Origin of the sequence: Devosia sp. Root685 (assembly GCF_001427875.1) — a bacterium.
Lineage (GTDB): Bacteria > Pseudomonadota > Alphaproteobacteria > Rhizobiales > Devosiaceae > Devosia.
The window spans coordinates 26,124-52,965 of the sequence record NZ_LMHK01000003.1; the positions used below are offsets into that span (position 1 = coordinate 26,124).

21 protein-coding genes are annotated in these 26,842 nt (G+C 62.5%); 11 read left to right on the forward strand and 10 right to left on the reverse strand.

All coding sequences use genetic code 11. The features are described from left to right. The first annotated feature begins 78 nt into the window (after positions 1–78). The 3 genes from rpoN to ASD83_RS15330 all read left to right on the forward strand — a co-directional run bounded on the left by rpoN (position 79) and on the right by ASD83_RS15330 (position 2,984). Complete coding sequence (rpoN, locus tag ASD83_RS15320) at positions 79–1,587, forward strand: RNA polymerase factor sigma-54 (RefSeq protein ID WP_056312547.1); 1,509 nt, start codon at positions 79–81, stop codon at positions 1,585–1,587. Between the two features lie 305 nt (positions 1,588–1,892). After that, positions 1,893–2,468 (forward strand): ribosome hibernation-promoting factor, HPF/YfiA family, encoded by a 576-nt coding sequence (gene hpf, locus ASD83_RS15325; RefSeq protein WP_056312549.1) that lies wholly within the window; start codon positions 1,893–1,895, stop codon positions 2,466–2,468. 48 nt (positions 2,469–2,516) lie between these two features. After that, on the forward strand, positions 2,517–2,984 hold the full coding sequence (locus ASD83_RS15330; protein WP_056312550.1) for a PTS sugar transporter subunit IIA: 468 nt from the start codon (positions 2,517–2,519) through the stop codon (positions 2,982–2,984). 78 nt (positions 2,985–3,062) lie between these two features. On the opposite strand, the gene ASD83_RS15335 is transcribed toward ASD83_RS15330, so the two are convergent. Further along, on the reverse strand, positions 3,063–3,347 hold the full coding sequence (locus tag ASD83_RS15335) for a DUF1150 family protein (protein ID WP_162249180.1): 285 nt from the start codon (positions 3,345–3,347) through the stop codon (positions 3,063–3,065). A 16-nt stretch (positions 3,348–3,363) separates the two neighbouring features. Beyond that, a complete protein-coding gene (locus tag ASD83_RS15340; protein WP_056312554.1) occupies positions 3,364–3,783 on the reverse strand; it encodes an Hsp20 family protein in 420 nt (139 codons plus the stop codon). A 142-nt stretch (positions 3,784–3,925) separates the two neighbouring features. On the opposite strand from ASD83_RS15340, the gene ASD83_RS15345 reads away from it, so the two are divergent. Then, a complete protein-coding gene (locus ASD83_RS15345; protein ID WP_056312556.1) occupies positions 3,926–4,777 on the forward strand; it encodes a glycosyltransferase family A protein in 852 nt (283 codons plus the stop codon). Between the two features lie 2 nt (positions 4,778–4,779). On the opposite strand, the gene ASD83_RS15350 is transcribed toward ASD83_RS15345, so the two are convergent. Beyond that, the gene (locus ASD83_RS15350; protein WP_056312558.1) at positions 4,780–5,322 is read right to left on the reverse strand and encodes a TetR/AcrR family transcriptional regulator; all 543 of its coding nucleotides are present in this window, start codon (positions 5,320–5,322) and stop codon (positions 4,780–4,782) included. 87 nt (positions 5,323–5,409) lie between these two features. Here ASD83_RS15350 and ASD83_RS15355 point away from each other — a divergent pair, with 87 nt between their 5' ends. Continuing rightward, on the forward strand, positions 5,410–6,924 hold the full coding sequence (locus ASD83_RS15355) for an MFS transporter (RefSeq protein ID WP_056312561.1): 1,515 nt from the start codon (positions 5,410–5,412) through the stop codon (positions 6,922–6,924). 57 nt (positions 6,925–6,981) lie between these two features. Here the strand turns inward: ASD83_RS15355 and ASD83_RS15360 are convergent, their stop codons facing one another. Then, positions 6,982–7,293 (reverse strand): hypothetical protein, encoded by a 312-nt coding sequence (locus tag ASD83_RS15360; protein ID WP_056312564.1) that lies wholly within the window; start codon positions 7,291–7,293, stop codon positions 6,982–6,984. A 290-nt stretch (positions 7,294–7,583) separates the two neighbouring features. Between ASD83_RS15360 and rpmI the strand changes: the two genes are divergently transcribed. The 6 genes from rpmI to ASD83_RS15390 all read left to right on the forward strand — a co-directional run bounded on the left by rpmI (position 7,584) and on the right by ASD83_RS15390 (position 14,494). Beyond that, positions 7,584–7,784, forward strand: a complete 201-nt coding sequence (rpmI, locus tag ASD83_RS15365; protein ID WP_035084480.1) for a 50S ribosomal protein L35 — start codon at positions 7,584–7,586, stop codon at positions 7,782–7,784. 19 nt (positions 7,785–7,803) lie between these two features. After that, entirely contained in the window at positions 7,804–8,205 is a 402-nt protein-coding gene (rplT, locus tag ASD83_RS15370; RefSeq protein ID WP_056312566.1) for a 50S ribosomal protein L20, read from the forward strand. A 114-nt stretch (positions 8,206–8,319) separates the two neighbouring features. Continuing rightward, positions 8,320–9,450, forward strand: coding sequence for a phenylalanine--tRNA ligase subunit alpha (gene pheS / locus ASD83_RS15375; protein WP_056312568.1), 1,131 nt, complete (start codon positions 8,320–8,322; stop codon positions 9,448–9,450). A 98-nt stretch (positions 9,451–9,548) separates the two neighbouring features. After that, entirely contained in the window at positions 9,549–10,589 is a 1,041-nt protein-coding gene (locus ASD83_RS21505; RefSeq protein ID WP_082561262.1) for an ASCH domain-containing protein, read from the forward strand. A gap of 11 nt (positions 10,590–10,600) precedes the next feature. After that, positions 10,601–13,024 carry a phenylalanine--tRNA ligase subunit beta gene (gene pheT, locus ASD83_RS15385; protein ID WP_056312570.1) on the forward strand — a complete coding sequence of 808 codons (2,424 nt, stop codon included), beginning with the start codon at positions 10,601–10,603 and terminating at the stop codon, positions 13,022–13,024. Positions 13,025–13,198: 174 nt separating this feature from the next. After that, the gene (locus ASD83_RS15390) at positions 13,199–14,494 is read left to right on the forward strand and encodes a bifunctional folylpolyglutamate synthase/dihydrofolate synthase (RefSeq protein WP_200946519.1); all 1,296 of its coding nucleotides are present in this window, start codon (positions 13,199–13,201) and stop codon (positions 14,492–14,494) included. A 201-nt stretch (positions 14,495–14,695) separates the two neighbouring features. Here ASD83_RS15390 and ASD83_RS15395 read toward each other — a convergent pair whose 3' ends face one another. The 6 genes from ASD83_RS15395 to ASD83_RS21355 all read right to left on the reverse strand — a co-directional run bounded on the left by ASD83_RS15395 (position 14,696) and on the right by ASD83_RS21355 (position 26,757). After that, the gene (locus ASD83_RS15395) at positions 14,696–16,366 is read right to left on the reverse strand and encodes a glycoside hydrolase family 3 protein (RefSeq protein ID WP_200946520.1); all 1,671 of its coding nucleotides are present in this window, start codon (positions 16,364–16,366) and stop codon (positions 14,696–14,698) included. A 182-nt stretch (positions 16,367–16,548) separates the two neighbouring features. Beyond that, the gene (trxA, locus tag ASD83_RS15400) at positions 16,549–16,872 is read right to left on the reverse strand and encodes a thioredoxin (protein ID WP_056312572.1); all 324 of its coding nucleotides are present in this window, start codon (positions 16,870–16,872) and stop codon (positions 16,549–16,551) included. Between the two features lie 79 nt (positions 16,873–16,951). Then, the gene (gene addA, locus ASD83_RS15405; RefSeq protein ID WP_056312574.1) at positions 16,952–20,383 is read right to left on the reverse strand and encodes a double-strand break repair helicase AddA; all 3,432 of its coding nucleotides are present in this window, start codon (positions 20,381–20,383) and stop codon (positions 16,952–16,954) included. Beyond that, positions 20,380–23,400, reverse strand: coding sequence for a double-strand break repair protein AddB (gene addB, locus ASD83_RS15410; RefSeq protein WP_056312576.1), 3,021 nt, complete (start codon positions 23,398–23,400; stop codon positions 20,380–20,382). Before addB ends, addA begins: the two co-directional genes overlap by 4 nt. Then, on the reverse strand, positions 23,397–24,092 hold the full coding sequence (locus ASD83_RS15415; protein ID WP_056312578.1) for a nucleotidyltransferase family protein: 696 nt from the start codon (positions 24,090–24,092) through the stop codon (positions 23,397–23,399). Before ASD83_RS15415 ends, addB begins: the two co-directional genes overlap by 4 nt. Positions 24,093–24,264: 172 nt before the next feature. Further along, positions 24,265–26,757, reverse strand: a complete 2,493-nt coding sequence (locus ASD83_RS21355) for a methyl-accepting chemotaxis protein (RefSeq protein ID WP_056312580.1) — start codon at positions 26,755–26,757, stop codon at positions 24,265–24,267. Positions 26,758–26,842: the final 85 nt, after the last annotated feature.

The window sequence follows — 26,842 nt, forward strand, 5'->3', positions numbered from 1 at the left end:
CTTCGGCGCAAAGTGCGCCATGTTGCGCGCGGGAAGCCGCCCTTCGGGGCATGAGTGACGCGCCAAGAGGTTGAATAGATGGCACTTTCGCCGCGGCTGGAGTTTCGCCAGGCCCAAAGCCTGACGCTGACGCCGCAGCTCATGCAGTCGATCAAACTGCTGCAATTGAGCCATCTCGAACTCAATGATTTCGTCGACGCCGAACTGCTGCGCAATCCGCTGCTCGAACGCGAAGAGGGCGGCGAAGCGGGCGATGCCGAACCCAGCGAAACCCAGGAGCGCGTGGCCGAGCTTAGCGCCTATGAGGACACGGTTGCCCAGGGGGACCGCATCAAGGATGCCGATCAGATCGCGGAGGGCTACGACACCGCGGTCGAGAACGTTTTCCCCGAATCCAATCCCAACGAGATGGGCAGTGTCACCGGCCCCGACCGCAATGGCAGTTTTGAGGGCGGCGAAGCGCCCGATCTCGACCAGTATATAGCCTCGCGCCCGCGCCTCTCCGACCACCTCGAAGCGCAGGCGCAGATGCTGCTGCGCACTCAGGCCGACCGGCTGATCGGCCAGCATCTGATCGATGGTCTTAATGAGGCCGGCTATCTCACCGTCGAACTCGACGCGGTGGCTGAACTGCTCGGCGCCGAGCTGGGCGATGTCGAGGCCGTGCTTGGCGCGCTGCAGACCTGCGATCCCATCGGCGTCTTTGCCCGCTCGGTGGCTGAATGCATGGCGCTGCAATTGGCCGAGCGCGACCGGCTCGATCCGATGATGCAGCGCCTGCTCGATAATCTCGGCCTCCTCGCCGAGCACAATATGGCGGCGCTGATCAAGGCCGTCGGCTGCGATCGCGAAGATCTCGCCGACATGCTGGGCGAATTGCGGCTGCTCGATCCACGGCCGGGCCTGGCCTTTGATAGTGCCCCGATCGAAGCGGTGGTGCCCGATGTTTTCGTGCGTTCCGGGCCCGATGGCGGATGGCAGATCGAGCTTAATACCGAGACCCTGCCGCGCGTGCTGGTCAATCGCGTCTACTATGCAAGCGTCACCAAGAAGGCGCGCGATAGTGCGGAAAAGACCTTTCTGTCCGATTGCCTGCAGACGGCCAATTGGCTGACCAAGAGCCTGGATCAGCGGGCCCAGACCATTACCAAGGTATCAGCCGAAATCGTGCGCCAGCAGGACGGTTTTCTGACCCATGGTGTCGCGCATTTAAAGCCAATGACGCTCAAAATGGTCGCCGAAGAAATCGAAATGCATGAATCCACCGTCAGCCGCGTCACCGCCAACAAATATATGGCGACGCCGCGCGGCCTCTACGAGATGAAATACTTTTTTACGACCGCCATCTCGTCGTCCGATGGCGGCAGCGATCACTCGGCGGAGGCGGTGCGGCACCGGATCAAGCAGCTTATCGATGCGGAATTGGCGAGCGATATTCTCTCGGACGACACGATCGCTGAAATGCTGCGCAAGGAGCAGGGCATCGACGTCGCGCGGCGCACGGTGGCCAAATATCGCGAGGGCATGAACATCCCCTCCTCGGTGATCCGCCGCCGCCAGAAAAAAGCGCTGCAAAAGATCGCCTGACCCTCGCGTCAAATCGTCTCGTTCGCCTGGGGATTGTGGAACCCCAGAGCGGGGCGCGGGCGTTGGCCTCTTGTCCCGGATGGCTCGGTTGTCGGTGGGAAGGCTAATTGAGCGGCCCTCCCCTGTCATCCCCTCATTTGGCCATACCGGGCATGATGCGGATTGCCCCTGCCCCCGGCTGGGTCTAGCATCCTCATGTCTGCCACCCCACATTAAAAGGGTGACAGTAGGCAGGAACCCGGATGTCGGGAAATCGGCTTCGGGACCTCTTGCGTCGTACACACGACCGAAAGGAAGAAGAAGCCATGGCCTTGCGCGTTTCGGGAAAGAATATGGATGTCGGCGATGCTCTGCGCGGTAAAGCAGAGGATCACTTTTCCACTGTTGTCGGAAAGTATTTCGACGGCGGCTATGACGGCCATCTGACCCTCACTCCAGACGGAATCGGTTTCCGTGCCGACTGCGTTGTCCACCTCGATTCCGGCGCCGTGCTGCAGGCCAGCGCCCAGGGGGGCGATGCGACCTCGGCTTACGAAGTGATGGCGCTCAATATCGAAAAGCGCCTGCGCCGGTACAATCGCAAGCTCAAGCAGCACCGCCGTGGCAATGGTGCCGGCGAGGAGGATGTGACGGCGCAATATACCGTGTTCGGCGCCTCCGACGCCTTTGACGAGCTCGATGAGGACTATGCGCCGCCCGTCGTCGCCGAGACCACCAAGAACCTGCGGCAGATGAGCGTCGAGGAGGCGGTGATGGAGCTCGACTATTCCGGTCAGAATGTTGTGATGTTCCGCCACGCTGGACATGGCGGCCTGAATGTGGTCTACCGCCGCGCGGACGGCAATATAGGCTGGATCGATCCAGCGCTCGGAGCAAATTGAGAGCCCCGACTGCCGTAGCAAAGCTGAAGTAGAGCCCAAGGCAGACTAATGGAATTGGCTGACATTCTGGCAGAGGATGCCGTACTTGACTGTACGGGTGTCACCTCGAAGCGCCAGCTGTTTGACATCTTGTCCAAAAAGGCTTCCGAGATCACCGGCAAGGACCAGAACGATATCCTTGCGGCCATTGCTGGCCGCGAGGAATTGGGGTCGACCGGTCTCGGCAATGGCATCGCCATTCCCCATGGGAAGCTCAATGGTCTCAAGGACGTAACCGCCGTGTTCGCACGGCTCGATACGCCGATCGACTTCGACGCGGTCGATGACCAGCCGGTCGATGTCGTGATCATGCTGCTCGCGCCTGTCGGCGCCGGTGCCGATCATTTGAAGGCCCTGTCGCGGGTTGCGCGGCTTCTGCGCACGGAAAGCGTCATCGATCAGCTGCGGCGGGAAACCGACGTCAAGCGGCTCTATGCCCTGCTGACGACGCCGCTTGAGGATTCCTGCGCCGCCTGAGGCGCGTGGAGTGACTGAAATTGAAAACCCCGCGGACCAGACCGGTCCGCGGGGTTTTTCTTTGGACTGTCTCGGCGCTTAGTGCAGCGTCGCAAGGCCCAGATTCTTGTCGCCGAGCCATTCGGTGACGGCATCGGCGGTGTCGGCCACCATCAGCGGGGTGCCGTCGGCGGACATGACGAGCTGATAAAGCTCGCCATCGTTGAATTCTGCGTCCTCGATCATGCTCGACAGAACGAGGCCGGAAACCGGCTTGATATAGGCCACGGCACTGCCGCCCAGGGCGGCGAACTGAGCTTCGGTCAGGTCTCGAAGCGGGTGCACATCGGCAGGAACGGCGTCGGTATTGCGTCTATCCATCATTTTTTGGCCCTTTCCTTTACAGCGAGCGAATGTCGATACGGCGGGCAAGCTTGGGCGCGCGAGGACGCTCAAGAGCAATAACGAGCATGCCATGGCTCAAAGTTGCATCTTTCACGATCATTCCATCGGCAAGAAGGAAAGTGCGCTGGAATTGCCGTGCAGCAATGCCCCGGTGCAGGAACTCCCGCCCCGGCTCATCCTTCTGCTTTCCGCGAACATTGAGCTGGTTGTCTTCACTCATCACCTCGAGCTCGGCGTCGGAAAATCCGGCAACCGCGATGGAGATGGTGAAGCGTTCCGCCCCGTCTTGATCGACGGTGCGCTCGATATTGTAAGGAGGGTAGCCGTCCGCAGACCGGGCGAGCCGATCGACCCTTTCCTCAAAGCTGTCAAAGCCGAGGAGAAAGGGCGCGGAAAAGACCGATATACGCGACATCTACGCCGTCCTTGTTTCAAGCAAGCAACGAATCCTATCGACCCAAAACTCTGGCATCGACAGGCTGAGGCAGATATGGGTCCTATGGCCCGTCTGTTCAAGCCTGAGCCGGCGGCCCGCGCGAAGCGATCAGAGGCTTTTCATGACCCAGTCGAAAACCGTCGCCGTCATCACGCCGGCCTTTCGCGCCGAGGATACGCTCCCCACGACCGTGCAAAGTGTGCTCGCCCAGACCCATGCCGACTGGCAGCATTTTATCATTGCCGATGACGGCTCTGACTATGCGGCCTTTCTCGATGGCCAGGGGCTGCGGGACGAGCGGCAGGTGTTTTTGTCGAGCGGTGGCATCGGCACTGGGGCCTCGCGGACGCGAAACGTGGCGCTCGAACAATTGGTTGTGCCCTATGTTGCCATTCTCGATGCCGACGACCGGCTAAAACCGCAAAAACTGGACTTGGCGGTGGCGGCATTGCAGAGCCACGCGATCGTGACGACGGCGCTCGATGTCATGACCATGGACTTCGATCACCTGCGCTATGTCGGGGACGGACCCGATCGGGAATTGAGCCCGGGCGAGCACAAATGGGTGAGCCTTTCCATGGATTCAATGGTGGTCTGGGACCGGACGAAAACCGACGCCCGCTATGATCCCACGCTGAGTAATATGACCGATCTCGAACTGCTGCTTCAGCTCTATGGGAAAACCCCGCTCTCCATGCATCTGGGCACCCCGCTCCACGACTACATCAAGCGCGATGGCTCGATGAGCAATGGCAAGGACGTGGCGGCGGGGATGATCGCGAGCAAAACCGAAATCCTGCGCCGTCTCGAAAGCGGTTTTTATGGGCTTTCGGCTGTGGATGGGGCGGGGGTCGCGCGCTTCCTGCGGGTATCGCTGGCGGCCGAGGCGGCTTATGGCGCGGCGCTGCGCGACGAGCCGGGACTGCTGTTCGAGGACCATATCGAACCCATGCTCAAAGCGGCGCGGGCTTAGACCTAACCCAACAAAATTTCCAAAATGTCGGCGTGGATTTGCTGCCAGTCCTCTTCGCTGATCGGATGGAAATCAAAGCCGCGCAGCATCAATGCGCCTTCTGTGGCAAGGAGCGCCAAACGGGCGCGGCGGCCGGCCGGGGTCGAGAGGTCGAGGCGGCCCAAAACCTCGCGATAATAGTCCTGCGCGCCTTTGCGATATTGCGGGGAGCGCATGAAATTGGCGATCAGCGCCAGCGAGCGTTCAGTAACGAGTTCGCTTGAGCCCCGGCTGCCCAGCACATGGGCCCGGATCCGGTTTTCCGGCGTATCGCCGGCCGTGGCGAGAAAAGCGTCGCCAATGGCGTCCATGGCGGCAAAGACCCTTGTAAAGAGCGCGTCGATCAAGGCGTCCTTGCTGGGAAAGGCATAGAGCACCCCGCCCTTGCTGACGCCGGCTTCGGCCGCCACCGCATCCATGGTCAATTGGCCGGCCCCGTCGCGCAGGACGACGCGCTCGGCCGCATCGAGCAGGGCGCCGCGATCAATTGTCTGTTTCCGGCCCATAATGCCCTCTTTTCAATCCGTCCAGACGGATTTATATAGCCCGCCATCCGGCAGCAATAGGTCTATGCCTGCCACGAGGTGATAAAAATGTCTTCCCCGCGTCATCGCTGGCTGGTGCTGCTGGCCGTCATGCTGGCTTTCCTGCCCGTCGTCATCGACATGACGATTCTCCATATTGCAGTTCCTTCGCTAACGCTGGCTCTTGGCGCCAGTGGCACCGAAATTTTGTGGATCATCGATATCTATCCCCTGATGATGGCGGGTCTGCTGGTGCCCATGGGCACGCTCGCCGACCGCGTCGGGCATCGGCGCATGCTGCTTACTGGGCTGCTGGTGTTTCTGGTCGCCTCGGTTGCGGCAGCCTTTGCTCCGAACGCCGCGATGCTGATCGGCGCCCGCGTCGCTCTGGCTTTTGGCGCCTCGATGATCATGCCCAATGTGCTGGCCATCATCCGCCAGACGTTTGACGACCCCAAGGAGCGCGCGATGGCGCTTGGGCTTTGGGGCACGGTCGGTTCGGCCGGCGCGGCGCTGGGCCCGCTGGCCGGTGGCGCGCTGCTCGAACATTTTTGGTGGGGTTCGGTGTTTCTCATCAATGTGCCGGTGATGCTGGTGGTCTGGCCGCTGGCCTTTTTCACCATTCCGCGGCGCGAGACGAGCGCCCAAGGCAGTTGGACCATCGGGCAGGCGCTGGTGCTGATCGCGGGGCTGATCGCGACGGTCTATGCGATAAAATCCGGCTTCAAGGCGGGCAACTCGCCTGTGGTGACGGCGGCAAGTCTGATGGCCGGTATCGGTCTTCTCGTCTGGTTCGTGCGCCAGCAGTTGCGCGCGGTATCCCCCATGCTCGATTTGACGCTCTTTTCGCGGCCGGCAATCAGCATGGGCATGGTGATGGCGCTGGTGGTCTCCGGCTCGCTCGCCGGGGTCGAACTGACCGTGGCGCAGGAGTTGCAGTTCGTTGTCGGTTATACCCCGCTCCAGGCGGGGCTGTTCATGCTGCCGCTGGTGATTGCCTCGGGCATTGGCGGGCCGCTGGCCGGCTTTGCCGTGGGTCATGCGGGTTTACGTTTGGTGGCGGTCGCTTCACTGAGCATTGCAGCGCTCAGCCTTGCCGGGCTCGGTTTGAGCGATTTTCATAATCCCGGCCTTGGCGTGGTGGCGCTTATGGTTGCCCTCGGTCTGGCGCTGAGTATTGGCCTCACCGCTTCGTCGATCGCCATCATGTCGAGCGCCCCGGCCGACAAGGCCGGTGTTGCCGGTTCGCTCGAAGGCACGGGTTATGAACTGGGGGCCGGGCTCGGCATCACCTTCTTCGGCGTGCTGCTGGCGTCGAGCTATTCGGGCGCGCTGCGTATTCCGGCGGAACTGGCGCAAACCCTGCCCGAAAATGCTGCGCACTCCATCGGCGAAACCATGTTTGCCGCCGAGCAATTGGGACAGGCGGGTGCGCCGCTGGTGGAAGCGGCGCGGCTGGCCTTTTCCGACGCCCATGGCGTGGTGCTGCTCAGTGCCGCAGGCCTTATTGGTCTGCTGACGGTCGGGGTCTTCGTGGCTTTGCGGCACTATCGCGATGACGAAGCGGCGGCCGGCGCGCATTGAGCGGCGCAAAGAAAAAGGGCGGCCGATTGGCCGCCCGTCATTGGGGACGCTCTAAGACTAGAGCGCATAAAGCGTGACATTGGTGCCGTCCCGGCTCGCATCGAGGCCAACGATCTGGTCAATGGAAAAACCCTGATCGGCGACCGTGCGAGCGAGCGCCGGATTGCTCTTGACGCGCTGCTGCAGGGCGGCAGTGTCGAAACTGATGGCCAGCGCCCGGGCTTCACCCGCATTGACCTTCAGCACCGTGGCGTAATTGGCATTGTCGAGCGACTGCACCGACCCACGGGCATCGAACGGACTGGCCATGGCAGCGCCGGCAGAGGTGGCAAGGATTGCGGCCACGGCGATGGCTTTGATAAGACGCATGATAGTCTCCTGTTTCAGAAAGGCTGCTCCACGGTTTGGAGCATGCAGGAATTACGCTTGAGACCCCCGCCGGGTTTCATGAATGTTCGGTAAGGTGGAACACTGATTTGTGTGTGATCCAAATCCGGGTTCAATCCTATCCGGCGAGCCGCGCCGGGGCCACTTGCCTTTCCCTCCCTTTCCCCCTATAGAGCGCCATCTCCGGATCGCCCGGCCAAAAGGCATGCCGTGGCGGTCTTTGAAAGCGATGGGCTCGCAAGAGCCTGTTAAGACCAATAAGGACCCGCAAAATGCCCAAGATGAAGACCAAGTCCGGCGCCAAGAAGCGTTTCAGCTTCACCGCCTCGGGTAAGGTGAAGGCCGGCGTTGCCGGCAAGCGCCACCGCCTGATCAGCCACAACGCCAAGTACATCCGCACCAACCGCGGCACCAAGATCCTGTCCAAGGGCGACGAGGGTCTGGTGAAGTGGTACATGCCGTACAACCGCTAAGCTGGAAGGACACTAAAACATGTCACGCGTAAAAAGAGGCGTAACAGCCCACGCCCGTCATAAGAAGGTCTTGAAGGCCGCCGAGGGCTATTATGGCCGTCGTAAGTCTACGATCCGTATTGCCAAGCAGGCCGTCGAAAAGGCCGGCCAGTACGCGTATCGCGATCGTCGCGTCAAGAAGCGCAACTTCCGCGCTCTCTGGATCCAGCGTATCAACGCTGCCGTGCGCGAATACGGCCTGACCTATAACCGATTTATCGACGGCCTCAGCAAGGCTGAGGTTGCCGTCGACCGCAAGGTGCTGTCCGATCTCGCGATCACCCAGCCCGAAGCGTTCGGCGCCCTGGTCGTCAAGGCCAAGGCAGCTCTGGCTTATCTCGCCAGCGTGGACACCGTTACCCACGCTCGCGTTACCGCCTAAGCTAACCCCAGCTCGCTGAGGTCGAAATTGCGCCTTGCGCCACCCCGAAAGGGGCTGGCGCGGGGCGTTTTGTTTTGGTCTAACCGCCCCTGAAAATTCTACTGAGAGCTCCGAATGTCGCTTGAAAATCAAATCGAGACCCTGCGCTCGGAACTGACCGCGGCCATCGCCGGCGCGGACAGCGAAGCCGTGCTCGACACGGTTCGCGTTGCTGCCCTGGGTAAAAAGGGTTCGGTTTCCGCCCTTCTCGGCACGCTCGGCGCCATGGCCGCAGAAGACCGCAAGAGCGCGGGCCCCGCGATCAATGGTCTCAAGAACGACATTGCCGGGCTGATCGAAGCGCGCAGCACCGAACTCAAAGGCGCAGCGCTCGAAGCGCGGCTGAAGGCCGAAACGCTCGACGTGACCCTGCCGCTACCGCCGGCGCCGACCGCCAAGGGGCGGATACATCCGATTTCCCAGACCATCGACGAAATCACCGCGATCTTTTCGGATATGGGTTTTGCCATCGCCGAAGGGCCCGATATCGAGACCGACTACTATAATTTCACTGCGCTGAATTTCCCCGAGGGTCACCCGGCGCGCGAAATGCACGACACTTTTTTCATGAAGCCCGGCCCGGACGGCGTAAAGAAGGTTTTGCGCACGCACACCTCGCCCGTGCAGGTGCGCGTCATGCAGAAAACCAACGAAAAGCCGGCGGCCTCCTACCTGACCCCCTCGCAGGATCCGCCGATCCGCGTCGTCATGCCCGGCCGCACTTATCGCAACGATAGCGACCAGACGCACACGCCGATGTTCCACCAAGTGGAAGGCCTGGTCATCGACAAGGATTCGCACATTGGCCAGCTCCGCTGGGTGCTCGAAGAATTCCTGAAAGCTTTCTTCGAAGTGCCAAGCGTCACTTTGCGTTTCCGTCCGAGCTTCTTCCCCTTCACCGAGCCGTCGATGGAAGTCGACGTGCAGTGCGACCGTTCGGGTTCGGAAGTGAAGATCGGCGAAGGCTCTGATTGGCTCGAAATTTTGGGCTGCGGCATGGTGCATCCAAACGTGCTGCGCAATGCCGGGCTCGATCCCGATGTCTATCAGGGCTTTGCCTGGGGCATGGGCATCGACCGCCTCGCCATGCTGAAATATGGCATGCCTGATCTCCGCGCCTTCTTCGACGCCGACCAGCGCTGGATAGAGCACTATGGTTTTAGGCCGCTCGATCTGCCGACGCTGTTTGGTGGGCTGTCGAGCTAACCCAATCACCGGTCATTCCCGCGAAAGCGGGAATCCCGCCTTACGGCCCAAACAGAGATTCCCGCTTTCGCGGGAATGACACCGAGCAAGTCGAGACAATGTCTGACACCACGTCGAACAGCGCGCAGGTAAAGTTCAGCTTCGGGGATTCCCCCGAACTGGCCGATAGCCTGCTTGCGCTGGTGCTGGCCGGCAAAAAGACCGCGACCTGTGGGGCGCTGCGCGATTATGAAGAGGGCAAGGAAGCCATGCCGGCCGTTGGGCGGCGCGATATCGTGCTCAATGGCGCCGGTGAAGAGGCCTGTGTGATCGAGACACTGTCGCTCGAAACCAGGCGCTTCGACGATATCGACCCCAGCTTCACCGACCGCGAAGGCGAAGGCCCCTATGCGCAATGGCGGGCCGAGCACGAAGCTTTTTTCGCCCGCAATGGCGGATTTTCGCCGGACATGCAGATTGTATGTGAGACGTTCAAGCTCCTGAGCGTGCTGCCGGCCGGTCGCGAACTCTATAATCGCGTGGCTCGCCCGATCTTCATCGTGACCGACATCGAATCCGATGGGCCGACGCCGCTGCACAATTCCATGCTGAGCTTTGCTTCGGTGGCTATCGAAGCTGACGGCACGCGGCATGGCGAGTTTGAAGCGGTCTTGAAACCGCGCGCCGACCGCACGCAGAACGACATGACCATGGACTGGTGGAAGACCCAGCCCGAGGCGTGGAAGGCGGCAACGGAAGGCGCCGAAGACGCGAGCGTGGTCATGCCGCGCTTTGCCGACTGGGTGGATAGCCTGCCCGGCCTAAAAGTTTTCGTCGCGGCGCCGATGATTTTCGATGGTCTTTGGATGGACCATTATCTCGATGAATATGCCGATACCCGTGCGCTGAGCGGTCCCTTCAAGGGCCGCCAGATTTTTCGTGGGGGCGGCGTTTGCCTCTATACCATGGCCGGAACGTTGCGCGGCGCGCCCTATCTCGATTGGGGCATGAGCAAGCTGCCGGCCGAATTTTATGGCCATATCGCCCATACCCACAAAGCCATCGACGACGCGCGGGGCTTTGCCAATGTGCTTGTCGAACTCTTTCAACTTTCGTCCGCGCTGCCTGGTATCACCGGCAGCAAGAGTGACTTCCGCTAAGGTCCAGAAACATGAAATTCACGCTTGATTGGCTCAAGGAACATCTCGAGACCACGGCCTCGACCGAAGAGATCGGCAAGGCGCTGACCATGATCGGCCTTGAGGTGGAAGGCATTGAAAGCCAGGGCAAGGCACTCGAAAAGTTCGTCATTGCCCATGTGGTGGAAGCAAAGCCCCATCCCAATTCCGACCATCTCAATATCTGCAAGGTCGATGCGGGGACCGGCGAACTGATCGACGTCGTCTGCGGCGCGCCCAATGCCCGGACCGGCATGAAGAGCGTTTTTGCGTTTCCCGGTACCTATATTCCGGGCAAGGATTTTGAACTCAAGGGCGGCGTCGTCATTCGCGGTGCGCCCTCCAATGGCATGCTGTGTTCGGCCGCCGAACTGCAGCTGAGCAACGACCACGATGGCATTATCGAACTGCCGGCGGATGCGCCGATCGGCCAGAAATATGTCGACTATGCCGGCATCAATGGCGTGGTTTTCGACATTTCAATTACGCCGAACCGTGGCGACGCGACCGGCGTCTATGGCGTGGCGCGCGATCTCGCTGCGTTCGGCTTGGGCACGCTGAAGAAGACCGATTTCTCGCCCATCCCTTCGGTTGGCAAAAGCCCGATTGCGCCGCTGCCGCAGCAGTTCTCTTCGGACGAGCCCAAGGCAATCCGCAAGTTTGCCGGGCGCTATATTGCCAATGTGAAGAATGGCCCCTCGCCGGACTGGCTGCAGGCGCGCTTGCGCGCCGTCGGCCTGCGGCCGATCAACACCATCGTGGACATTACCAACCTCGTCTCGCTCGGCTGGGGCCGTCCGCTCCACGCCTATGATGCCGACAAGGTGCAGGGCCAAATGGTGCTGCGCAATGCGCGTGGCGAGGCCTTCGATGCGCTCGACAACAAGGTCTATACGCTCGACGAGACCATGACAGTCATTGCCGACGACAAGGGGCCCCTATGCCTCGGCGGCGTTATGGGCGGCATTCGCTCGGGCGTGACCGACGAAACCACCAATATTTTCATGGAATGCGCGAGCTGGGACCCCGAGCTGATCGCCCGCACCGGCCGCAAGACCGGGATCGTGTCCGATGCGCGCTATCGGCTTGAGCGCAATGTCGATCCGGCGCTGACCGAGCCGGGCATGGAACTGGCGACGCGCCTGGTGCTCGAACTCTGCGGCGGCGAACCGGCGGAGCCGGCGATCTCCGGAGAGGACGTTTTTGCCAATACCACGGTGGAATTCCCGCTCGGGGAAGTGCGTCGTCTGACGGGCCTTGAAGTATCTTCGGACAGGATCGAAGCTATCCTCGCAGCACTCGGTTTCGTCGCTGAAGGTTCGGGCGATACCCGCACCGTAAAAGTGCCGAGCTGGCGCCCCGATGTCACCCAGAAGGCTGATCTCGTCGAAGAGGTCATGCGCATGGTGGGCGTCGATAACGTGCCGGTGGAGCCGCTGGCGCGCCTCAATCACGTTGCGCCGCGTATTCTGACCGCTATCCAGAACCGTCGTCGCATTGCCCGCCGCGTTTTGGCGTCGCGTGGGTTGGATGAGGCGGTCACATGGAGCTTCATTTCGCATGATGAGGCCACGCGGTTTGGCGGCGGCACGGATGATCGTCAGCTGGCCAATGCTATTGCCTCGGACATGACCGACATGCGGCCTTCGCTGCTGCCGGGTCTGCTGGCTGGTGCGCGCCGCAATGCCAATCGCGGTTTTGCCGATGTGGCTTTGTTCGAAGTCGGGCAGATTTTCCTCTCCGACAAGCCCGAAGGTCAGCACACTTATGCTTCGGGCGTGCGCACCGGCACGGCAAAGATCGACGGCGCCGGTCGCCACTGGTCGGGCAAGGCCGAGGCGGTCACTGTCTGGGATGCCAAGGCCGATCTGGCCGCGGTGCTCGATGCGCTCGGGATCGATGTTGAAAAAGTGCAGGTGCTGCCTGAGGCGGCGTCCTGGAGCCATCCGGGACGCGGCGGGCGCTTCGCGCTGGGCCCAAAGGTGACGCTGGGCTGGTTTGGTGAACTGCATCCGGCGCTGGTGGCAGAGCTTGATATTTCGGGGCCGGTTGCGGCCTTCGAAATCGACCTCGATGCGCTTCCCGAAGCGCGGAAGAAAGCGACCAAGACCAAGCCCGCGATCGAACTCAGCCAGTTCCAGCCCGTGTCCCGCGATTTTGCCTTTGTGATGGACAAGGGCGTAGCGGCAGCGACGATTCTGAGGGCGGCCAAGGGTGCGGACAAGGCCCTCATCACCGATGTCGGCATTTTCGACGTCTTTGAAGGCGTACACGTTGGCGAGGGCAAAAAATCCGTAGCCATCGAAGTAACCCTGCAGCCACGCGACCGTACGCTGACCGATGAGGACATCGAGAAGGTGTCATCGGCGATCGTTGCCGCCGTGACCAAGACCACCGGCGGCGAACTGCGCAAGTAGTTTTCCCCAAGTCACCCCCTCCCATCCTCCCCCATCAAGGGGGAGGTGTTTGGCCGGTGGGTGGCTCGATATTTTGCCAAACTCTGATTTTCACCTCCCCCCTTGTGGGGGAGGCTGGGAGGGGGGTACGGCAAGCGCGTTGCGATTTTTCGCCGCCATTCGGAGACAAAACCAGTGTCCCGCACCGACGCCATTCTGAAACGCCTGTCAGGCCTTCATCCCAAGCTGATCGATCTCAGCCTCGATCGGATGCTGCCGCTGCTGGAAAAGCTGGGCAATCCGCAGGACCGTCTGCCGCCCACGATCCATGTGGCGGGGACCAATGCGAAGGGTTCGACGATTGCCTATCTGCGGGCTTTCCTCGAAGCGGCGGGGAAGAAGGTGCATGTCTATAATTCGCCGCATCTCGTGCGTTTCAACGAGCGCATTCGGCTCGCGAGCGAATTGGTATCAACGCGGACGCTCAATGCAGCGCTTGAAGAAGTCGAAGAAATAAATGATGGGGCCGGGATCACCTTTTTCGAGGTGACGACGGTGACCGCGTTCAAGCTTTTTGCCGAGACGCCGGCCGATTTTCTGTTGCTGGAAACCGGCATGGGCGGGACATACGACACAACCAATGTCGTCAAACATCCGCTCGGGACGATCATCACGCCGGTCGATTTCGATCATCAGGGATTTTTGGGCAAGACCATTGCCGAGATCGCGTCCAACAAGGCCGGCATTTTAAAGCGCGGCTCGAAATCGGTGATGGGGATTCAGCGCGACGAGGGCCGCAAGGTCTTGGAACGCGCGGCGCATCGGTTGGGGATCACGCCGCTCTGGCAGGGCGAAGATTTTCACGGGGTCTCGCAGGATGGGCGGCTCGTCTATACCGACGAAGCCGGCATGCTCGATCTGCCGCCGCCGGCGCTGCTGGGGCCGCACCAGTTCGACAATGCGGCTTTGGCCATTGCAGCAACACGGCATTTTGAGCTGCCCGTCGATGCAGCGGCCATTTCCGAAGGCCTGCGAAAGGTGACGTGGCCGGCGCGGATGCAGCCGATCCGTGAGGGCAAATTGCGCGCCCTGCTGCCCGCAGGCGATGAACTATGGCTCGATGGCGGGCACAATACGCACGGCGCCAAGGCGCTGGCGCGAACGATTGCCGAATTCGACCGGAATCGACCCGCGCCGCTGGTGCTGATCATGGGCATGATGAGCAATCGCGATCCCGGCGAGTTCCTGGAGGCCTTTGCCGATTTTAAGCCGCAGGTGCTGGCGCTGACCATTCCGGGGGAACAGAACGCCCATCCGGCCGAGCATATCGTGTCGCGCGCCACCGATGTCGGTTTCGATGCGCGGCCGATGCGGTCAATCGTGACCGCGCTGAAGGCGGCGGCTGGCGTGCCCAATGCGCGGGTGCTGATCTGTGGATCGCTGTATTTGGCTGGCGACGTGCTCGCGAAAAACGGTACGCCGCCGAACTAGTCAACTTTCTTCCTTCTCCCCTTGAGGGAGAAGGTGCCCGAAGGGTCACCGAATTCGCATTTGCGAATTCGGCTGGGATGAGGGGTATAGGATATTCTCACAAACTCCTCTGCGGAGGAGAGAATACCCCTCACCCTGATTTTCTGCTGAACGCAGAAAATCTGTCCCTCTCCCTCAAGGGGCGAGGGGAGGTCTGGTGACCTAATACTTCGCCTGCTCACTACCGCAGAACGGGTCAACCGGGCTGGTGCCGGTAAAGGCTACGCGGCCGAGGAGGGTATCGAGCACGGCCTCCTGAATGGCGTCGCTCGAGCCATAGGCGTTGATATAGGTCGATACGCGCGGGGCGTCGTAGAGGTAGTAGGGAAAACCGAGCGAGACCATGAGCGTCGGCACTTCGTGCCAATGGCGATGCATGGCGCCAAAGACGCTGCCCGTTAGCCGTTTCCAATCAAGAAAGATGCGGCTTCGGGTGAGGAGCGTTTCCTCCGCCAATAGATAGAGCACGAGGTCGTAGTCCCCAGCGCGCACGGCAAGGTCGGGCGTGTGGAGCGTGACCTCAAAGCCTTCCGCGGTGAGACGACTGGGCAGGGACAGCGGAATCGGTTCGGGCGCAAAGGGCTGAATGGCACCGGTCGAGTAGATCAGCACGCGCTTGTATTTTGCCGGGGACAGCGGCAGCAGATTGGCCGTGTCTTTCACCAATGTCGGCATGCGCGCCGTGACGTCCCTGGCCTTGGCGAGCTTTTCCGGCGTGGCGACGATAGCCCGCGCGGCGTCGATATTGGGCTCGGGGCGGTCCTTGTGGAGGCCAAGGGCGGCTTTCAACGCGAGAATGCGGGTAACGGCCTCGTCGACCCGTTCCTGCGTCAGGCGGCCATCGGCCACGGCCTTGACGAGACGCATCAGGTCGCCATTGGGATCGTCGGAAAACAAGATGACGTCGCAACCGGCGATGACCAGTTCCGGGAGGGTTTCGTCGCGCGGGCCCCAATCGCCCATGCCGGCCATGGGGGTGGCGTCGGAGACGATTAGACCCTGGAAGCCGAGGCGGTCGCGCAGCAGCGTTTCATTGAGAACGCGGCTCAGCGAGGCCGGGCGGAAGGCTTCGGATGTCGCTTCGGGATCAAGCTCGCGCACAAAAGCCGGGAAGGCGATGTGGGCGGACATGATGCTGAGGACGCCGGAGCGAATCGCGGCGCGGTAGAGGCGGCCGAATTTTTCTTCCCATTCGGCAAGGGTCAGTGGATTGACGGTGGTGACCAGATGCTGATCGCGGTCGTCATACCCTTCGCCGGGCCAGTGTTTTACAGTCGCCGCGACGCCATTGGCCTGGAAGGCAGCGATTTGCGCCAGCGCGTGGCGCTCGATTCTATCGATATCGCTGCCATAAGAGCGGGTGCCGACAATGGCGCTGCGCCAGGCGGCATTGATGTCGATAACAGGGGTAAAGCTCCAATTGAGCCCGACGGCGCGCGCTTCCTCGGCCATGATGGTGGAAATGGCCGTGGTGGCTTCAACATCGTCGACCGCGGCAAGGCCGAGCGGATTGGGTACAGACGTGCCAAAGGGCAGGCTCATGCGGCTGCCTTCGAGATCGGCGCTGACCAGCATTGGAGCGGGACCAGCCGCATCGAGCTGGCGGGCAAGGCTGATTTCGCTGGCGAGATCTTCGGAATAGATGCGGGTTATGCCGCCGGGCCGGAAGGTTTTTATCGCCTCAAGTGCTTCCTCGGCCGGGCCGCGGGCCAGAAGAACAAAAAGCTGCGCCAGCTTGTCGCGCGGGGCGAGGCCATCGCGCGTCGCATGCACCCAGGCAATGGCCTCCTCGTCGAGATTGAAGGGCGCTGCAGACAAGTCGATAGGGGCCAAAAGAATCTCTCCGGACGGGCGGTCTTGCGGTGGGATAGTGCTAGCAGAGCTCGCAGCACTCCACCACTGCCCAAACTCACGGGTTTGTGAGGCGAATCTATGGTTCCTCGTGAGGGAGGACGGGCACAAAAAAGCACCGCCGAAGGGTTCGGCGGTGCTTTCAAAAAGTGCGCAACAAGGTGTTAGGCGGCGTGGCCTTCGAGCCACTTGGTGAGGCCCGCCTTGGGCGTGCCGGCACCGATCTTCATGTCGGCGGCTTCGCCGTTCTTGAAGAGGATCATGGTCGGGATGGAGCGGACGCCATATTTCACGGTGGTCGAGGGATTTTCGTCAACGTTGAGCTTGACGATCTTCACCTTGCCCGAAAGCTCGGTGGAAAGCTCATCGAGCACGGGGGCGATCGCCCGGCAGGGCCCGCACCACTCGGCCCAGAAATCCACCAGAACGGGTTCTTGGGAGTTGAGGACTTCCTCGCCAAACGTGGCGTCGGAAACGTGCTTCGTCATTTATTGTGCCTTTTGGGTTGAAAGCGGTGGGTTGTTTGCTCCCAAAGCTGGGGAGAGTCCAGCCTTTGGACAAGGTGGTTCACTTGAGGGTGAAACTCCCGCGCGCTTGTTCGAGAAGCTCGGACGGCAAATTCATCAATGATTCCAACTCGGTCCATAGAATTGCCGCGCGAACGGAGCGGCCGGGGAACAGCTGGCTTGCAACCAGCGCATAAAGCGAGAGTTGCGTAACGTACCTCTGGGGCACGTCACCGGCCGTTTTCGGCGCCGTTGCGTCGGACTTGTAGTCGATCACCAACACGCTGTGGTCGTCAACTACGAGCCTGTCGATACGTCCCGAAAGGCGGATTGGTTCCCCCTCGCGAATGGCTTCCACCAGAAACGGCAATTCGGCGCGGCTATCGGGGCCGAAGAGATCGGCGAATTCCGGCCGTTCGAGAATGGAGCGGGCCTTTGGCGCGAGGCGGGCCTGCTCATCGGGCATTTCGGGCAGCAGCACGTCGAGCGCGCGGGGGATGACATTGGGCCAGAGGGTGCGGTCGATCTTGCCAAGATGCTGAAGCAGCGCGTGAAGGGCGATACCGGATTTTCGGGCGGTTTCTGCATCGCGTACGCGTTCGGCCGTAGTGGCAAGGGCGGGTTCACTGGCACTCGCCTCATTCGCCCGCGACGGCGAGAGCGTGCGCGGCGGGGCGAAGGCGAGCAGGGGATCTGGGTCGACCCAGCGCTTGGGTGTGGCGCTGGTGATTGCGGCACCGGTTATGATAGCCGGTTGCGGGCGCACGATTGGGTAGACGAGAGACGCAAGGCCGTCTTCGCTCTCCAACATCTCGGCATTGTCGGAAAGGGCCGATTCTATGGCTTCATACCATGAGCCTTCGAGCTTGCCGGTCTGGGTCAGTGCGCCGGTGACGTAAAGCTCGTCCTCGGCGCGGGTCATGGCGACATAGAGTTTGCGCCAATATTCCTGCGCCAGATTGGCGTCGGTCTCTTCCTTGATCGCCAAGGTTACCGGCACGTGCTGGCGCTGGTTAGACGCATGAATGAGGAGCGGGCCGGGCGTGTCGGAGACGATATAGATCGGGCTGCCGATCTGCTTAGCGGCCGGCTTGCTCGCGGCATCAGCCATGATGACGACGGGTGCTTCGAGTCCCTTGGCGCCGTGCACGGTCATGACGCGAACGCCGCCGCCACCTTCGGCCAGCTCGCGCTTGATGGAAACATTGCGCTGGCGCATGTCGGCAGCAAAGCCCTGCAGCGAGGGTTGCTCGCGCTGCTCGTGGCTGAGGGCCAGTTCCAGAAATTCGGAAATGACCTCATCGACTTCCGTGCCGAGGCGCGCGTGAAAACGCTTGAGGCCCTGATCGGCATAGAGAACTTTCGCGAGGAATTCGAAGGGGCGCTCGAAGTCGAGATTGGCACGCCAGGTGGTGAGACGATCGGCGGCTGACTTTGCCGCGGGCAGGGTCGAAGCAAGAAGGGCCGACCACAGGGTCTGCCGATCGGCGCGGGTGCTGGCGAGGTTGAAGAGATCATCCTCGGAAAAATCGAACAGCGGCGAGCGAAGGAGGGCGGCGAGTTGCAGATCGTCGGCCGGATTGAGCAGCACGTCGATCAGCGCCAGGAGATCGAGCACGGCGATGTGGCCGGTGACGGCAAGCCGGTCGGCGCCGGGCGTGGGCACCTGGTATAGACGCAGGGCGCGGATGATTTCCTGAAACAGCGCGCTGCGCGACTGGACGAGGATCAGGACGTCATCGGCCGTGACGGCGCGGCCGCGTTGGGCCAAGGGGCGCTGGTTGTCGATCCAACTTCTTATTTCGCGGGCAATGCGCATGGCGACCTGCCGCGCGGCGCTCTGTTCGGCTTCGACCGGCTCGAGCGGCCATTGGCCATCGCCGGCTTCGGATTTTTGCGCCTGTATGGGCGGCCAGAGAGTGACACTGCCGCCGGGCTGGCTGCGGGCGGCGGTGTGCAGCACCGGATCGGCAGCGAGCAGGGCAAGCTGGATATCGGAACGGGCACAAACCTTGTCGACGGCGTCGAGAATGCCTGAAAGCGTCCGAAAGCTGGTGTGGAGCGGCAGGCGGGCAAAGGCCATTTCGGCCGCTTCCGCCCGGCGGGCGAAATCGTAGCCGGTGGTGCCAAAAAGGGCCGGCTGGGCGCCCTGGAAGGAATAGATGGACTGTTTTTGATCACCCACGGCAAAGACTGAGCGCGGGCGGCGGGCAGCGCCTTCGCCGACGAAGAACTCGGCGGCCAGTGCCCTGACCACACGCCATTGCTGGTCGTTGGTATCCTGGCTTTCATCGACCAGAATATGCTCGATGCCGGCATCGAGCTTGTATTGCACCCAGGGGCCGATCTCGAGATTGTCGAGGAGATCGCCGAGGCGCTCGACGAGATCGTCGAAATCGAGAAGGGCGCGGCGGCGCTTGTCGTCTTCGTAGCGGCGGGCGATGGCGACCAGAATGTCGAGCACGGCATTGCTGCGCTCGGCAAGCTGGGCCGCGCGGATTTCGGTATCAAGCGCGACGAGGCGGTCTTGTTCGGCGGTGAGAAGGGCCAAAAAATGCGGATGAGCGTTCTGTTCGGCCTTGGTGAGGAGGCTGGCGCGCGGCTCGCCCTTGCCGGTGAAAAAGGCGGCATAGAGCTTTTCGCGATCGGGCCGCTCGGGATCGAGCCGGGCGAGCAGATCGACGCATTTGCGATTGCCCTCGGGATCGCCGCCCAACGTCGAGACGATATGGCGTAGTGTTTCCGGGATGAGAAGCGTGTCGCCGATGGCGCTGTCGATGAGATCGGCCGCACTCTCATGGCCGACGCCCACAAGCCGTCGCAGCCGCGCCTTGGCGGCTTCGGGATCCGCCAGCAGTGGTTTTAGGCGCGCGCCTTTGGAGAGGGCAGCGCCGATCGCTTCGGTAATATGATGGTCGCTGAGAAGCTGGAACAGGGTTTCGACCGCTCCTCCATTGGCACCGCCGCGCAGCCCCTCGGCCAAGACGCTTTCGCGGGCCGCGAGGATGAGCTGGGTCTGCTGATCTTCCTCGATGACCGAAAAGTCGAAGGGCACACCGGCTTCGATGGGGAAGCGATGCAGGACTGCTTCGCAAAAGGCGTGGATGGTGAGAATGCGCAGCCCGCCCGGCGTTTCAAGGGCGCGGGCAAAAAGCGTGCGGGCGGTGGTAAGGCCTGCGGCATCGGGCACGGCGCCGAGCAGGTCGTCGAGCTTTTCGCGCAGCTTGGCCTCGTCGATGACGGCCCATTGCGCCAGTTCCTGGGAGACGCGTTTGCGCATCTCAGCGGCGGCGGCCTTGGTATAGGTCAGGCAAAGAATGGATTCGGGTTTTACCCCGGCCAGCAACAGCCGCAGCACGCGGCGGGTGAGCACGAAGGTTTTGCCCGAGCCGGCATTGGCCTCCACCCAGATCGAATGGCTGGGATCAGTGGCGCGGCCCTGGGCGCGCTGGGTGTCGGAGGGGACCGTGAGTTTTCCGCGTTCTGCGCTCATGCTTCGTCCTCCCCGCCGTCGACGCTGGTCCATTCGGCGACGCGCGCCAGATGGTCATAGGCCCCGGCAAAGCGCTGGCCGGCGAGTGGCAGGAGCCGGGCCGGCATCTGGGTATCGCGGAAGAGGAAATGATCGATGTGACTTTGCAGCCTTCGGTTTATTTCGTCGGCAGCCTCCATCAGCGGCATACCGTCGGCGGCCTTGAAATCGGACGGCACAAAAGCCTCGGGGCCAAGGCCGATCTTTACATAGGTGAGGGCGCTGGTCGGCGCGGCAGTGATGTCCTTCATGGCGCCGGCCTGGGTCATGACGGCTTCCATCAGCAATTGCGGGGCCTCAAAGGCCTTCATCATCGCCGGGGTTGGCGGGGAGCCGGTTTTAAAATCCAAGATTTCGACTGTGCCGTCCATCATCTCGTCGACCCGGTCGGCCTGGCCGGTGATCTTGAACGGCTTGGCAAGATGAAGGGGCATCTCGCCTTTGATTTCGGCATGACGTTGGCGCACGCGGGAGTGGCGCTCACGCTCGAAGGCCAGAAACTGCTCGGCGGCCGTAGCAAAGCGCTTGAGCCAGATGTCGCGGCGCTCGCCGATGGCCTCGAGACCCGAAAAGGCGTCGGCGGCGATGGTCATCAGCGTGTCGAAGGCGTCGGGCGCGGTGGGGTCGTGGCCATCGATGACGAAGCGGGCAAAGGCATCGTGGATGATGGTGCCGCGCTCGCGGGCATCGGGCACATCGCCCAGCGGATCGAGCTGGCGCAGTTTCAGGACGTGCTTGGCATAGAGGTCGTAGGGCGAGCGCATGAGCGTCTCGACCTCGGTGACCGACAGTTTTCGCGGGCGAATGCTGGCGGGGGGATTGGGCATGGGACGCGCGGCACGCTGTTCGCCATCCACCGCGTCGATGGCGCGGGCGGCCTCGATCCAGCCATGGCCGCGCTGTCGCATGGTTTTTGCCGCGTCTTCGCCGGCAAAGGCGTCGAGCCGCTGCACGAGGCGCGAGGGCAGAGATGGGCTCGTGCCGATGCGGTCGGCATAGGCCAGGATGACCTCGGCGTTGCCCATGGCCTGGGCAAAGTCGTGGGCGGCGAGGCCCTGCAATCGTTCTGGCGGCTCGAGGCCGACAGCGAGGCGCATGCCGCGGCTGAGCCAGGGGCCGGGATCGGCCGGCTCGGGCCAGATGTCCTCGTTGAGGGCGCCAAGGATCATCAGATCGGGCGACATCAGGCGCGCTTCGATCTGGCCCCAGATGGCGATATCCCCACGGCTATCGATGCGGTTGCGCACCTGAAAGCCCTGCATCAGCGCCGAGAGAACGGCGTCGAGTCCGGCGGGTTTGAAGGCATGGCCTTCGCCGGTGAGCTTGGCCATTTCCTCGGCCCAGGCCTGCAATTCCTCGCGCCCCCGCACTGGCGCGCCGGCCGCGACGCGATCGACAGCGCTGGCAATGGCGGCGGCGAGATCGGCCGCGCGAATGAGCGGGGTGGCAAGAAGGCGGGTCAGCGGCGCCAGCGCGGCCGAGATATCGTCGAGCAGCGCAAGAATGGCGGGGGCGTGTGTTTCGTTGAGCCGACGCGCAGCGCCTTTGGGCGGATTCTCGACGTGTTCGGCGAGTGCAGTGCGCAGGCCATCGAGACCGGGGGCGGGCCTTTGTCCGCGCAGCAGAGCCAGTTCGATATCGTCAGCGAGATTGGAAATCTCGCTACGGGTGCGGCCGAAAAGGCTGGCGCGATTGCGGAGCAGCGAGATCAGATCAACCGCAGCGCATTGGTTGACCGCAAGGGTGAGGATCTGCCGGGCCAGGCGGCCTACGGTCGACTGGAACAGCGGAGCGCCGGCCGCGTCGTCGACGACGACGCCGAAGCGCGAGAGTTCGGCGGCGATGCGGCGGGCGAGATTGCGGTCGGGCGTGATGATACCGACAGTCTGTTTGTTGGCGAGCGCGTCACGGGCGGCGATGGCGATGGCGCGGGCTTCCTCGTCCTCGTGTCGCGCGGCGATAATCGAGACGCCTGCAAGAGCGGCGTCGCGGGTTTCGGCGTCGGGACGCTGTGCGGCCCAAAAGGCGGTTTCCGAGGTTAGGGCCAGGGCGCGGTGGAGAAGCGCCGTGCGGGGGTGTTCGACGCGCGCGAGTTCGATCACCTCTGCCGGGCTGGTGCCCAGGGTGCGAAGCAGTTTTGCGAGGTGATATTGCGGATGCCCATGGGGGCTCTGATCGGGATCGAGGAGGGCCGCGTGGGTGTCGGACGACATGTTTGTATCAAGGCCCGGCAAGACCAGGGCTCCGCGCGGCAGACGTTCGAGGGCCTTGAGGAGGCGCGCGGTGGCGGGGATTGAGCCGGTCGAACCGGCAGCGATGACGGGGCGATCGCCATAGATGAACGGCGCGGCATCGGCTTGCCGATCGAGGCGGGCGCCGCGCAGCTGGGACGGATCGGCCCGCTCCTTTTCGGCCAGCATAAGGGGCCAGGCGGTCAGGGCAATATCGAGAAAGGTCAGCGTCTGCTGCCAATAGGCGCCAAGTTCGGGGCCGAGCTGACCGCCGAGCGCGCGCAATTCGCTGGTGCCGCGTTCGGCAATGGCGAGATCGTCAAAAACAAGCGCGAGGGAATCGGTCATGTAGAAGATTTCGGCCGCCGTCGGCGGGCTCGAAAAAGCTTCTTTGCCCGCGGCACTCGTGGCCCAGGCGGCAACGAGATGAGAAAGCAGCAGCCTGCGCTGCAGCGTGCTCGCGGCTCTCAGTTCGGGCGGGGCGTCGAAGGGCGGCAGGAAGGGTTCTTCATCGCCATCATCGCCGCCAAAGGTGCGAATGTCAGGCAGGAGGCCGGTAAATTTTGGGTGCCCGGCAAAGGCCTCGCCCAGAGTTTCGCGGGCGCGCTGGGTGGGCAGGATGACGGTGATGTCACTGAGCCAGAATGGGCCCTGCCTCGGCCAATCGCCGAGCACGCGGCCATCGAGAATGGCGTCCGCCAGCGTCGGCAGGAAGGGGGCGTTTGGGGCGATGGAATAGATGGTCATGGCTGAACAAGCAGACGTTCGGCTTCGGCAAGCCCGGTTGGGTCGCCGACATGGAACCACGGCGCGTCGAGGACGACGCCTTTGAGGGTTTCGCGCTCGAGCGCTGCTTCGAGCAGCGGATAAAGCGAGAATTTCCCGTCTGGCGTATCGGCAAAACCCGCGCTGCCGAGCAGCAGCACGCCGCCATAAATGACCGGCGCGCCATAGTCGCGGGTCACAAGGCCATCAGGCGCGAGACAAAAATCGTGGCTGCGCGAAAAGCCCGCGGCGCGGCGCGGCTGTACGCAGAGTATGACGATGTCTTGAGGGCCGGTATGGCGGGCGATCATGCGGGCGAGTGGCTTGTCGCTGCCGGCCGGCCAGAAGGCGTCGGTGTTCATCACGAAGAAGGGGTCGGAATGGAGCATGGGCAGCGCCCGCTTCACGCCGCCACCGGTGCCTAAAAGTTCGTCTTCGCGGCTGACTTTGAGGAGACCGCCGAAATGGGCCAGCACCTGATCGGCCAGGTAATGCGCATTGGCAACGAAGCGCTTGGCGCCTTCGGCCCGCGCATTGTCCATGACGCGTTCGATGAGGGGTATGCCGCCGACGGGAATGAGGGGCTTTGGCAGGGCATCCGTCAGCGGGCGCATGCGGGTGCCGAGGCCGGCGGCGAGCAGCATCACATCGGGGAATCGGTCTTGGGTGTTCATGCCGGGATAGAACCGGGCATGGGGGGCATTGTCCAGTGTTGGCAGCGGTGCGCGGCTACCCCCACCTAGCCTCCCCCTGGTAGGGGGAGGGACCTATCGAGTTTGCTGAACGGCTGGTGAGCCACCGAAGTACCCCTCCCCCTAGGAGGGGGAGGTTGGGTGGGGGGTGGTTCTAAAACTCCGACCAGTCCTCAAGTTTTGGCGCGGCATTGCCGCTGCTGCGGCGGAGATAGGTGCTGGCGACAGATTTGAGCTTGTCCTGCATGCCTTTTATGCCGCGGGTCGGTTCAGCCTCACGAATCGGCGCCGCCGAAACCGTGAACTGCTCGACGATCTGGTCGAGGCGCACGGCCTGGCCTTCGGTTTGTTCGATGGCGGCATTGGTTTCTTCGACCAGCGCCGCATTATGCTGGGTCATCTCGTCCATCTGACGGACGGCGATCGTAACCTCTTCGATGGCCGAGGCCTGGGTGCGGCTACCCCTGGCGATGGCTTCGAGATCGGCGGTGTTTTCGCGGATGGCGTCGAGCATGCCGGAGAGTTTTCCGGCAGCATTGCCTACGAGCTGAGTGCCGCCCTTCACTTCGCTCGCCGATTGTTCGATGAGCACCTTTACGTCGGCCGAGGCGCTGGCGGCGGATTGGGCGAGGCGACGCACTTCGACGGCGACGACCGCAAACCCCTTGCCGGCTTCCCCGGCACGCGCGGCTTCGACCGAGGCGTTGAGCGCGAGGAGATTGGTCTGGAAGGCGATGTCGTCTATGAGGCCGATGATGTTGGAGATTTTTGCCGAGGAAGCGGTGATCCGGTCCATGGCCTTGGTCGCCTGGCTCATCACCTCGCCGCCCTCTTCGGCAGCTTGTGAAACATTGCGGGCCTTCTTGCTGGCCGCTTCCGCCTTGCCGGCATTGTCGAGGACGGTGGAAGCGAGTTGCTCCATCGTGGCCGAGGTTTCTTCGATGGTGGCGGCCTGGCGCGTCGTGCGTTCGGAAAGATCGTTCGCACCCGAAAGAATTTCGCCGGTGGCGCGTTTTAGCGTGCCGGAAGTGGCGCGGAGCTGGCCGACGATATCGCCAAGCCGTTCGGCCACGGCATTGGTGTCGTCCTTGAGGCGGGCAAAGGCGCCTTGATAGTCGCCGTTGACGCGGTGCGTGAGGTCGGTGTCGGCAAGGGCCGAGAGCACCGAACCGGTTTCAGCAAGGCCACGGTCGACGGTTTCGACGAGCCGGTTGACCGAGCGGGCGAGCGTATTGAGCTCGGCATCGGGAAATTTGGCTTCGACGCGATGGGTGAAATCGCCGGAGACGGCCGCTTCCACGACGTCGCCAAAGGCGCGCTGCAGGGTCACCATCATTTCGGCGCGTTCGGCCTGATTGCGAAGGGCCTGCGCCGCTTCGGCCTCGGTCAGCTGGCTGATCTTGCGGCCGTTTTCGCGGAATACTTCGACGGCCCGGGCCATGGCGCCGAGTTCGTCGCTCCGCGTTGTGCCTGGCACTTCGGCGTCGAAATCGCCGGCGGCGACGGTTTCCATCGTGCCGGTGAGGCGAGTGATCGGCTTGGTGATGGAGCGGGAAAACAAAAGACTGAGGACGGCGACCACGGCGAGGAGGCCCGCGCCGATGGCGAACATCATGTTGCGCATCTGGGCGACGGGCGCCAAAACCTCGTCCTGCGCCATGATGGCGACAGCGGCCCAAGGCTCGCCCTTGGTCGTGATGGGTGCGCCCGCGACCAGCATGGGGGTGGCGCGATAGTCGGTGGTTTCCCCGATCGTGTGACTGCCGGCAATGGCGGCGTCAAGCACCGGGCCGGCAAAGCCGGTTTTGAGCGCATCATTGTCGGGCGTAAAAATGGAATCCGAGCGCAACACGCCATTGGCGCCGACGACGATGACTTCGCCGGTTTCCCCGAGCCCGGTGCGATCGCCGACGACCCCGTCGAGCACTTCGGAGGGCAGCTGGAAGGCGACGACGCCGATCTTGCGGCCCTGGGCGTTGAAGACGGGCTTGGCAAAGAAGCTGGCGGGGAGACCTGCGGCAGGTGCGTAGGCCTCATAGTCGGCAAAGGCCATGTCATTGTCGTTTTCGATTGTCAGGGCCTGGGCAAAGACCCGGCCGAGGCCGGTTGACGTCAGCGGGCCTCCCTCGGCAAGGCTTGTGCCGAATTCATGGCCCTTCTGGAGCGAGTAAACGACAAAGCCCTTCAAATCCATCAGGTAGAAATCGCGATAACCGCGGGCTACCACCTTGTTGCGGAAACCCGGCTGGAAGCGGGTATGAGTGACGTCATAGGCGCCAGTGGTACCCAACGTATCGAGCGCCGAGAGATTGGCTTTGTCGGGGTTGTCATCGACATAGAGTTTGCGGACTTCGGCGGTCGGATCGACCTTGAACTGCAGCCAGGCGCCGGCAAAGTCACGCAGCGCCTGCTGGGTATCGGCAGAGCGTGCGGTGGCGACGAGGTCTTCCTCGACGCCATGAATATAGGACGACACCTGCCGCGCGCGCTCGGAGGCGAGGGTGGCAAGGGTGTTCTCCGCCGAGGTACGCAAGGCCTGCGAACCGATGATATAGCTGGCGAGGCCGACGCCCGCGCTGACGAGGAGAGCGGAGCCCAATAGGGCGAGCGGCAGTTTCCGGGCTATGGGCAGGGAGAAGCGGCGCATCTGTGTCCTCGCAAAGGCGCGCCAGTCCGAATCCCTTCGGCAGGCGCGCTGTTTTTTGCGAGGTTAGGCGAACGCCGTTAAATGC